The organism is Bradyrhizobium oropedii (assembly GCF_020889685.1).
GTDB classification, from domain to species: domain Bacteria; phylum Pseudomonadota; class Alphaproteobacteria; order Rhizobiales; family Xanthobacteraceae; genus Bradyrhizobium; species Bradyrhizobium oropedii.
In genome coordinates, this window is sequence record NZ_JACMYO010000236.1 from 1 (window position 1) to 11,045 (window position 11,045).

7 protein-coding genes are annotated in these 11,045 nt (G+C 64.6%); 6 read left to right on the forward strand and 1 reads right to left on the reverse strand.

What is annotated here, in order from left to right:
• The first annotated feature begins 211 nt into the window (after positions 1–211).
• Positions 212–1,273, forward strand: a complete 1,062-nt coding sequence (locus H8A95_RS38105) for an efflux RND transporter periplasmic adaptor subunit (protein ID WP_229187743.1) — start codon at positions 212–214, stop codon at positions 1,271–1,273.
• The gene (locus H8A95_RS38110; RefSeq protein ID WP_229187744.1) at positions 1,266–4,406 is read left to right on the forward strand and encodes an efflux RND transporter permease subunit; all 3,141 of its coding nucleotides are present in this window, start codon (positions 1,266–1,268) and stop codon (positions 4,404–4,406) included. Before H8A95_RS38105 ends, H8A95_RS38110 begins: the two co-directional genes overlap by 8 nt.
• Before the next feature lie 55 nt (positions 4,407–4,461).
• Here the strand turns inward: H8A95_RS38110 and H8A95_RS38115 are convergent, their stop codons facing one another.
• A complete protein-coding gene (locus H8A95_RS38115; RefSeq protein ID WP_229187745.1) occupies positions 4,462–5,730 on the reverse strand; it encodes an MFS transporter in 1,269 nt (422 codons plus the stop codon).
• Between the two features lie 434 nt (positions 5,731–6,164).
• Here H8A95_RS38115 and H8A95_RS38120 point away from each other — a divergent pair, with 434 nt between their 5' ends.
• The 4 genes from H8A95_RS38120 to H8A95_RS38135 all read left to right on the forward strand — a co-directional run.
• Positions 6,165–8,945 (forward strand): autotransporter family protein, encoded by a 2,781-nt coding sequence (locus tag H8A95_RS38120; protein ID WP_229187746.1) that lies wholly within the window; start codon positions 6,165–6,167, stop codon positions 8,943–8,945.
• Between the two features lie 214 nt (positions 8,946–9,159).
• Entirely contained in the window at positions 9,160–9,774 is a 615-nt protein-coding gene (locus H8A95_RS38125; protein ID WP_229187747.1) for a ribonuclease H-like domain-containing protein, read from the forward strand.
• A 183-nt stretch (positions 9,775–9,957) separates the two neighbouring features.
• Positions 9,958–10,695 (forward strand): LPS export ABC transporter periplasmic protein LptC, encoded by a 738-nt coding sequence (lptC, locus tag H8A95_RS38130; RefSeq protein WP_229187748.1) that lies wholly within the window; start codon positions 9,958–9,960, stop codon positions 10,693–10,695.
• 5 nt (positions 10,696–10,700) lie between these two features.
• Positions 10,701–11,045, forward strand: a 345-nt coding sequence (locus tag H8A95_RS38135; RefSeq protein WP_420839520.1) for an LptA/OstA family protein, incomplete at its 3' end; no start/stop codon positions are given.

Consider the following 11,045-nt stretch of genomic DNA (forward strand, 5'->3'; position numbering starts at 1 on the left):
GCTCGCGATTCACCATCGCAGCGACAATTCGAGAGCCGGGCAGGTGCGACCGCGCGCGGGGCGTGCACTTGGTCGAGAGATCGGAATAGATTTCCTGGCTACAGCCGGAGTTCCCTGGAGGAGTATCGTGCCTCCAACCGATCGGTGGACTTCGCTGACCAGGGTTGAGGCACGCGACAAGCGGCTGCGGCGAAGGGGACCTGAACTCCGGATGGGCAAGACATCGGCGATACGATTGCTCGGACATGCGGCCGTGATGGCCTGCCTGATCGGGCCTGTCTTGGTGCCCGGACGGGTCATGGGGGAGCCGGAGCGCAAGGAATCAACGCAGCCGCAGTCAGGCACCCGCCCGACCACCGACGCGGATGAAAATCAGCTCGCCGTCGTCAAGCTCTCGGCCGACCAGCAAAGGCAGATCGGACTGGAAACGGCGGCGCTGGAGGCTGCCCCACATTCCGAGCAGATCAGAGCGTACGGTGCGGTGCTCGATATCGCCCGCATCACCGAGCTGACCAACGGCTACGCCAATGCGCAGGCGCAGCTTCAGACGGCGCAGGCCAAATTCGACGTCGCCAAGAGCGCTTATGAGCGCACGAAGAATCTGGTCCAATCGGCCGCGCTCCCCAAGAAGGAAGCCGAGGCTGCCGAAGGTGCGTTCCGGACCGATCAGGCCTCGATTGCGGCTGCGGAATCGCAGGTCAAGACACTTGCTGCGACGGCGCAGCAGGAGTGGGGGGCGGTGATCGGCAAGGGCATCGTCGAGCGCTCGCCGGCAGTGGTGAAATTGATCGAGCGCGACAACTTTCTGGTCCAGGTCACGTTGCCGCCGGGCGAGACCCTGGCACAGCTGCCGCGCACGGCGCTCGCGCAGGCGCCGACAGGCAACGCAAATATCGAACTGCAGTATCTGTCGCCGGCCACCCGAACCGAGCCGCGCATTCAGGGACTGAGCTACTTCTTCACGGCGCCTGGCGACAGCGGCCTGCTGCCGGGAATGAACGCGATTGCTTACGTGCCATCCGGGAAGACATACGAAGGTGTGTTCGTTGAAGACACCGCCATTGTTCGCTGGCAGGGCCGCTCCTGGGTTTACCTTCGCACCGGGCCCGATACCTTTAAGCGGTATCCAATCAATACGGATCAGCCGGTCTCGGACGACGACTATGTCGTGCGTGGGCTGCCTCCCCGGTCTGAGGTCGTGATCCGCGGCGCGCAAGTGCTGTTGTCCGAAGAGGCCAAGAGCGTGCTTCAGGGCAGCGGTGACAATGACTGACGCGTTGCGTTCGGGAGCGGTGGGGCCGCAGGCCGCCCTGGTCTCCTTTGCGATTCGCTTCCGGGGAATTGTCCTTGCGCTTGTCTGTGTGCTGCTTGGCTATGGCGTATTGGCGCTGGGCAACGCCAAGTACGGCGTCTTTCCCGAATTCGCGTCACCGCAGGTCACAATTCAGACCGAAGCGCCCGGCCTCAGTCCGGAGCAAGTCGAGATTCTGGTCACGCAGCCGGTCGAGACATCGATCAATGGATTGGCCGGCGTGGACAGTATGAGATCCACTTCGATTCAAGGCCTCTCGGTCATCACCGTGGTGTTCCGGCCTGGCAGCGACATTTACCGTGCGCGTCAGTTGGTCACGGAGCGGTTGGCGGTGGTCGCTGGTCGTCTTCCGCAAGGCGTGCAGGCGCCGTCCATGACGCCGCTGACTCCAACGGCCGGTACGGTACTGGTGATCGGCCTGACGTCCAAGACGCGCTCGTTGATGGATTTGCGCACCATTGCGGATTGGACCCTGAGCAGGCGCCTGCTCGCGGTAGCCGGTGTCGCGCAGGTCTCGACCTACGGCAGGGATGTGAGATCGCTGCAAGTGCAGGTCCGTCCCGACGATCTGATCCGGTTCAGGGTTGGCATGAACGACGTCCTGGCCGCCGCGCGAAAGGCCACCGGCGTCCGGGGTGCAGGCTTCATCGACACGGCCAACCAGCGCATCACGTTGCAGACGCAAGGCCAGTCTCTCACGCCCGAACAGCTGGCGCGTACGGTGCTGCTGCATGAAGGCGGCGCCAGCGTCGTGCTTGGCGATGTGGCTACCGTTGCGACTGCGCCGGAACCGCCGATCGGCGCTGCCCTCATCAACGGCGATCCGGGTGTGATGCTCATGATCAGCCAGCAATACGGTGCGAACACCCGCGAGGTGACGCGGCGTGTCGAAGCCGCGCTGAATGAACTCCGCCCGGCGCTTGAGGCCGAACAGGTTGTGCTTCACGACGACCTGTTTCGGCCGGCCAACTTCATCGATACGGCCACCGCGAGCGTCCTGAACGCGCTGTTCATCGGCGGCGCGCTGGTGATCGTCATCCTGTTCCTTTTTCTGTTCGACTGGCGAACGTCGGTGATCAGCTGCACCGCCATTCCGCTTTCGCTGATTGCGGCGGTGCTTGCGCTTCAGTGGGCAGGCGAGTCGCTCAACACAATGACCTTGGGCGGACTTGCGATCGCGATCGGCGAGGTGGTCGATGATGCCGTGATCGGGGTTGAAAATGTCGTGCGTCGATTGCGGGAGAATGCGCGGCTCGGGGATCCGCGGCCCACAGCCCGCGTGGTGCTTGACGCAATCCTGGAGGTTCGGACCGCCGTTGTGTACGCAACATTTGCGGTGCTGCTGGTGTTTTTCCCGATCCTCGGATTATCCGGGGTCGCCGGTCGTCTCTTCGGGCCCCTGGCCGTCGCGTATATCTTCGCCGTGTTCGCATCGCTCGTGGTCGCGCTCACCGTGACACCTGCTCTCGCGATGCTGTTGCTGGGTGAACGGGCCGGTCGCAAGGAGCAGCGTGAACCGCCACTGGTGCGCTGGTCTCGCCGTCACTATGAGGCGATGCTCGGCCGCATCGAACAGTATCCGAAGCTGGTGATGACGACCGCCGTGGCTTTGACGCTTGCCGGAGCTGCTTTGGTGCCGTTCTTCGGCGGAACGTTCCTGCCCGAGTTGAGGGAAGGTCACCTGATCCTGCACGTCACCATGGTTCCCGGCACGGCGCTCGACGAGTCGCTGCGGATCGGCAAGCTCATGACCGAGGCGCTCAAAGCGGTCCCCGGTGTCCGCACCGTCGCGCAGCACGCGGGCCGTGCCGAGGCCGGCATCGACGCGCTCGGGCCGCACTACAGCGAGTTCGAAGTCGATCTGGCCCCGGGGCTCTCGGGTTCCGATCAGGAGAAGACCGAGAAGCTGATGCGTGCGGCCCTCGAGACGTTTCCCGGTGTCGCGTTTTCGAGCAAAACCTATCTGACGGAGCGCATCGAGGAGACGGTATCCGGCTTCAGCGCCGCGGTCGCTGTGAACATCTACGGTACGGATCTCGATTCGCTGGACAACGCGGCGCGCGACGTCGCCCGGGAGCTCGGGGAAGTCCGCGGAGCGATCGATGTGCAGCAACAATCCCCGCCGGGAATGCCTCAGGTCAATGTGACCCTGCGGCCCGCTGATCTGCAGCGCTGGGGCCTCGATGCGGTAGAGGTTCTTGAGCTGATCCGTACCGCCTATCAGGGCGACGTGGTCGGTCAGGGCTATGAGGGTAACGTGGTCTTCAATGTGACCGTCATCCTCGACGTCCAGGTCCGCGCACGGCTCACGCAGATCGGTGATCTGCCCCTGCGCACGCCGAGCGGGGCCTATATTTTCCTCAAGCAGGTCGCCGACGTCTACGAAACCTCCGGCCGGTATCAGGTGATCCGTCGAGACGCGCAGCGGGCGCAGACCGTCACCGCGAATGTGAGCGGCCGCGATCTCGAATCGTTCGTCGCCGCCGCGAAGCGGAAGTTGGCGCGAGAAGTGAAACTGCCGCCCGGTGCACATATCGAGTTTGCAGGGGCGGCCGAGGCGCAGGCCCAATCGCGACGCGATCTTCTGGTGAATTCGGCAATGGCCGGGATCGGGATTGTCCTCCTGCTTGCAGTGGTGACCGGTCATTGGCGCAATCTTCTGCTCATCTTGATCAACCTGCCGTTCGCATTCGTCGGAGGCGTGTTCGCCGTGGCGTTGACCGGCGGCCTGCTTTCGTTGGGATCGGTGGTCGGCTTCGTCACCTTGTTCGGGATCACGCTGCGCAATTCCATCCTGATGATCTCGCATTATGAACATCTGGTTGTCGCTGAGGGCAGGGCGTGGACCGCTGCGACAGCCATAACGGGAGCGGCCGACCGCCTCGTTCCGATCCTGATGACGTCGCTGGTCACCGGCCTTGGCCTGCTCCCGCTCGCGCTGGGCGCGGGCGAGCCTGGACGGGAGATCGAGGGGCCCATGGCGGTTGTGATTCTCGGCGGGCTCTTGACCTCGATGGCCCTGAACCTGCTGGTATTGCCGACGCTGGCCCTGCGATATGCGCGGTTCGATGCCGGCCACAGACAGGCCTTGTGACCGGCGGATCGCGGCATCGGACAAGCGATGATCCTTCCCGTGTGCTGCGCCTACCTCACACGAGGCGGCGGCCGGCGCGGCGGGCGATCGGTTTCTGCACGAAGTACATCGCGATCATCGAGATCATTGAGCTCGCCACGACGACGTGGCCGATGCGGTCGAAATGCAGCAGCGAGCCGTCCGGATTCTCGGCGACGATCGCGGCTGCAACCACCGAGCCCAACCCGCCCGAGAGCTGCTGCACCGACGCACTGATTGCGCTGAACGAGCCGCGCTGGCTGGCGTCGGGGATCGCCGACATCAGTGCCTGGGACGGGATCATGCGCGAGAAGATGCCGACGAACATCAGCACATTGACGACGATCGCGGTCAGCAGCGAGACGTGGCCGAGATGGGTGTAGATCAGCACCATGATGGCCGAGACCACGCAGCCGAAGATGAAGGTCGGATATTTGCCGAACGCATCGCTGGCGCGGCCGACCAGCGGCCCCATCAGGATGCTGAACAGGCCGGAGACGAGGTAGATCGTCGGCAGGTGGACAATGTCGATGCCGAGATTGTGCACGGTGAAGGCGCTGCCGAACGGCATCAGCATGAAGCCGCCGGTCGCCAGCAGCGTCGTCACCATGAAGGCAAGCGTGTAGCGCGGCTGCGCTACCGTCGCGATCAGATGTTGGAACGGGTTGCGGTCATGCTGCAGCTTGAGGTGCCCGTCGACCGGCTCCATGACAAGTGCGATCGTCGCGATCGCCGCGAGTGACAGGCCGACGATGGCCACGAAGCAGATGTGCCAGTTCCAGTGATTGGCCAGGAAAAGTCCGGCGGGCACGCCGAGCACCTGGCTTGCGGCGAATGCGGTCTGGATGAAGCCCATCACCCGGCCGCGCAGCTGCAGCGGGAACAGGTCGGTGACGATGGCGAGCACGACGGAGCCGATCACGCCGCCGAACAGGCCGGTGACGATGCGGCCGAGCAGCAGCACGTGGAAATTCTGCGCCAGCGCGCACAGCACTGTGCCGAGGGTGAATCCGACAAAGAAGAACAGCAGCATCCGCTTGCGGTCGAAGCGATCGGCAAAGCCGGCGGCGAGGATGCCGGAAATGCCCGCCGCGAACGCGTAGGCCGAAACCGCGACGCCGAACTGCCCGGCGGTGATGTTGAGCGACGGCATCAGGATCGCGCCGAGCGGCGACATGATGATGAAGTCGAGGATCAGGGTGAATTGCGTGAACGCAAGCAGCGCGATCAGGAACGTTTGATAGCGCGAAAAACCGCGCTCCTGTTGGTCGTCGTCGATCGGCGCGGCGATGGTCTGTTCCGACATGAGGCTCATTTCACTGAAAGGTAGATGCGGGCTGGCATCAAATAGGGAGCGCCTGGAACGATTTCACGGGGCGGCGGATCACAAGTTCCGTCGAAATCGGCCCGCTAGGCGGCCGAATCGCGCGAGCAAATCGGCGCCTGGAGACCAATCGGCATCGCAAGCCGCGAAGCCCTCGTGACCGGTTGTGGCCGGCGAGGCCTGCAACGCCGTTGCTCTGTACATCACGGGCGCGGAAGCGTATGCACGCAAAAGATGTGAATCTGATGTATGCATCTAAAGGTTCCGTATGTGGCGGCCCGGCAACAGGTCGTCACAAATCGTCTCAAGCTTGAACGGAGCGGATCAGCCGACGCTGAGAGCGGGGCAGGGGGTGAGAGGCAGCGCGAGACCGGGGCTCGGGTTCGCGCCGACCAATGACGACGTTGGAGATGGGGATGCCTTCATCGCGGCTCGCGACGATCCTGTCGTGCACTCTGGGGGGCGGCTGTCTCCTGTCCGCTTCGCAGGCGTTTGCCGCATGCGACAGTCTCGCACCGGTGAGCGGCCAGACGGTGACCTGCTCGACCACAGCGCCGAATCCCGCACCCGCCGGCGTGCAGGCCGCAGCCGGCAGCTCGAACGTCACCGTGAACGTGCTGCAGGGCGCCGGCATCACGGCGGGCGCCGGCGCGACCGCGATCGGTCTCGTCTCGAACAGCACCGCCACCAACAACGGTACGCTGACCATCAGCGGCGGCGGCACGGGAATCTTCGGCAGCGGCAACGGCAACGTGTTCACCAATGGCGTGTCCGGCCTGATCACGACCACGGGCGCCGGCAGCAATGCGATCGCCGCCAGCAGCAACGGCAACACGCTGGTCAACAACGGCACCATCACGACGCAGAACGGCACCTCGCGCGGGCTTGCCATCATTGGCCTGACGCAGAACAGCAACAACACGCTGATCAATACCGGGACGATCACGACCCAGGGACCGCAATCGTACGGTCTGTACGTGCAGACCGGCGACAACAACACGTTCACCAACAGTGGAACGATCACCACCTCCGGCGCGCAGGCTCGCGCGATCTACTCCGCCGGACAGTTCGCCACCATCACCAATACCGGCACCTTGCTGACGACCGGCAGCACGCTGGCGGGCGTCGCGAACAACACCGTCTATATGCAGGGCAACGCCAACGTGCTGACCAACAGCGGCACGATCGAAGCGCGCGGCGCCGGTTCCGATGCCGTGTTCTCCAACACTGCGGGGGCGTCGTTCACAGCGACCATCCAGAACCTCGCCGGCGGCCAGATGATCAGCCAGGCGGGGTCTGCGATCCGCACGCTCAACGGTGCCACCACCATCGTCAATGCCGGCCTGATCGCCGGCAACAGCGGCTCGGCGCTGGCGGGCGGTGGCGGCGCGGTGACGATGATCCTGCAAACCGGTTCGCAGATCATAGGCCTCGCCGATGGCAGCGGCGGCAACAACCAAGTGCGGCTGCAAGGCAGCGGCACGGTGACCAACCCGTTCGCGCGCTTCCAGACGTTGACGATGGAAGGCAGCGACTGGACCTGGGCCGGCACCGGCACCTTCGCCAACACCTTCGTCAACAGCGGTTCGCTGACATTGCAGACGTCGCTGACCGGCAATGTGTCGATCGCGGCCGGCACCAGCCTGCTGGCCGGCAACGGCGCCAATCCGTCGATCACGCCGTTTCCAGGCGGGCCGCCGGTCATCGTCACCAATGCCGGCGTCATCAACCTGACCAATGGCGGCGCCATCGCGGCGAACAGCCTGACGATTGCGGGCAACTATGTCGGCAATGGCGGCGGCCTCCATCTGCGCAGCGTGCTCGGCGGCGATGGCTCGCCGTCGGATCGTCTCGTGATCTCCGGCGGCAATGCGTCGGGTTCGACCGCAGTAACCGTGACCAATGCCGGCGGCGCCGGCGCGCTGACGACCGCGGACGGCATCATGGTGGTGCAGGCCGTCAACGGCGGCACCACCGCGCCGGGCGCCTTCGGTCTCTCCAGCGCGGTGGTGGCCGGCGCGCATGAATATCTGCTGTTCCGCGGCGGCGTCTCCGCCGGCAGCGCCGACAATTGGTATCTGCGCTCGCAGCTATTGCCCGGCACATCGTCGCCGGCGCCGCCGGCTGCACCCGCGCCAACGCCGCCGGCGTCGCCCAATGTGGTGCCGCCACCCGCGACGCTGCCCGCAGAGGATATGTCGTCGCTCACGCCACCGCCGGCAGGCGCTGCACCAGTCGAGCTCTACCGTGAGGAGGTCTCGGTCTATTCGGCGCTGCCGCAGGTGGCGCAGAAGCTTGGGCTCGCGACGCTCGGCACCTTCCATCAGCGCCAGGGTGATCAGACCCTGCTGACCGGCGGCGGCGAACAGCCGGCGGCATGGGCGCGCGCCTATGGCTCGCACAGCTCGCAGAGCTGGGCCGGCACGGTCGGTCCTGCCTTCGACGGCACCATGGCCGGCGTGCAGGTCGGCGTCGACATCCTGCGCTTTCAGTCCGCGCCCGAGCATCATGATCGCGCGGGCTTGTTCTATGCGTATGGCTGGGCCAGCGGCACCGTCAACGGCTTCGCGCTCGGCATGAACAACGTCCGCACCGGCACGCTCTCGATCGACAGCCAGAATGTCGGCGGCTACTGGACCCATATCGGCCCCTCAGGCTGGTACGTCGACGCCGTGCTGATGGGCAGCTTCTACAGTGCTGATCCGCGGTCGGATCGTCAGGTCGGCGCGCTTGTGTCGGGCACCGGTGTCGCGGCGTCGCTGGAAGCCGGCGCGCCGATCCCGCTCAATCGATTTCTCGCGATCGAGCCGCAGGGGCAATTGATCTGGCAACGCCAGTCGTTCGACAGCTTCAACGACATGTTCTCCAGCGTCGCACCCGGCAGCGCCGATACGCTGACCGGACGGCTCGGTGTGCGCATTCCTGCAACCTTCATTGTCGGCACGGCCGAGCTGCGTCCCTATCTCGAGGCCAATCTCTGGCACACCGCCGCCAACGACCGCAGCATCGCCTTCGCGACGACAGACCTGATCGGCGTGCAGAGCCGCGGCACCGCCGTCGAGATCGGTGCCGGCATCTCGGCGCAGCTCAATCGCACGATCAGTGCCTATGCGAGCGCGGGCTACACGACCTCGGTGGACAGCACCCGTCGCGATGACATCACCGGCCGGTTCGGTCTTCGCGTCAGCTGGCAATAGCGGCGCGCGCGTGGGCCCAATAGGTTACCCAACCCATTGTCTCCGCTGCACAATGGCGTTACACCGTGAGGCATCTGTGCCAGCGGAATAAGCGGTGGCGTCCGGCTCACTAGGGCCGGAAGCCGAGACGCAATCCAAGGCTGATGCACGCTCGCCTGTCGGGACATTGGGCGATAGCCTGTTCCGAAAGCGATTCGACGAGGTTTTTGACAGCATGACCATCCGCCTGCATCGCGGCGACCTGCCCGATCTCTCCCGCTACACCGATTCAGTGGCGATCGACACCGAGACCATGGGTCTGCATCCGCATCGTGACCGGCTCTGCGTGGTGCAGATGTCGAACGGCGACGGCACCGCCGACGTGATCCAGATTCCAAAAGGCCACACCGATTCGTCGAACCTGAAGGCGCTGCTCGCGAACCCCAAGATCACCAAGATCTTCCACTTCGCACGGTTCGACGTCGCGGTACTCTACAACACCTTCGGCGTCATGCCGGCGCCGGTCTATTGCACCAAGATCGCCTCGCGCCTGTCGCGCACCTACACCGACCGCCATGGCCTGAAGGACCTGGTGCGCGAGGTGCTGAACGTCGAGCTGTCGAAGCAGCAGCAATCGAGCGACTGGGGCGCGCAAGGCCTCAGCGAGGCCCAGCTTGCCTACGCCGCGTCCGACGTGCTGCACCTGCATGCGCTGCGCGACAAGCTGAATGTGATGCTCGCGCGCGAAGGACGGACCGATCTCGCTCAGGCGTGCTTTGACTTCCTGCCGACGCGCGCGAGGCTCGATCTCGACGGCTGGGAGGCCGAGGACATTTTCGCTCATTCATGATTTCGTCCATTCATGATGGGCGCCGAATTCGTCGCGGCGGTGGCGGTTTTCGCCCCGTTTCGGCCAAACTGTTCACGCGTGGTCCGCCTTGAAGTCGGCTTGGGGCGGCGCGACGGAGGTTCGGGCTGCATATTCGGGCGGCTCCGGCTAGAATAGGGGCAGTTTCGTGCCTCTGGAGCTCAGGTGAATTCGGTTCAGAATCCAGCCTATGTGACGGGCCTCGAGGCGCGCTTTGCCGCCGCCGCGCGGCACAGCCGCATGGTGCGGATCCTGCGCGTCGCGGTGCCTGCGATGGTCGGGCTGGCGATGGCCTCGATCATCTTCGTCTCGGTCTACAATCCATTCCGCGAATTGATCCCCAAGCTGCCGGTCGAGATGGACAACCTCGTGGTGTCAGGCACCAAGATCACGATGGAATCGCCGCACATCGCCGGCTTCTCCACCGACGGCCGGCCCTATGAAATGTGGGCCAAGGCCGCGATCCAGGACATCACCGATCCCGACCATGTCGAGCTGAAGACGATCCGCGCCAAGGTGGCGCAGCAGGATCAGTCGACAGTGACGATGGATGCGCGGACCGGCTTCTTCGACAACAAGAAGCAGCTGCTCGACCTGCGCCAGGATATCTTCCTGCAGTCGTCGACCGGCTATGAGGCGAAGCTGACGCAGGCCTTCGTCGACATCAACAAGGGCAACGTGTCGTCGGACGAGCATGTCGACGTCAAGCTGCTCCAGGGTACGCTGACATCAGACAGGCTCAGGATCTACAACAGCGGCGAGCTCGTGCGCTTCGAAGGCAACGTCGTGATGAATCTCGACAAGCTCGGCGACAACGATGCGAACCCGCCGGCGGAGCCCGCACCCCCGCCACCTCCTCCTCCGGCGCCGCCGAAGGCGCGCAGGTCCGCCAACACGAAATGATTTTGATGATGAGACGTTTTCCGCACGGCACGGCAATTGCGATCTTTCTGCTCGCGCTGTTCGCGGTGAGTGCCGCGTCCGCGCAGGGCTCGATGAGCGGCGTTCCCAACGCCATGCAGGGCTTTTCGCAGAACCGCGACCAGCCGATTCAGATCGAGGCCGCCTCGCTCGAAATGCGCGACAAGAAGAAGGAGGCGACCTTCGCCGGCAATGTGAAGGTCGTGCAGGGCGACACCACCATGACGTCGAAAACACTGGTCGTGTTCTACGAGGATAAGTCGACCCAGGCGCCGGCGCCCGCCCCGAGCGGCACCAAGGCCGCGGCCGCCAAGGGCGCGCCGATGCAATCG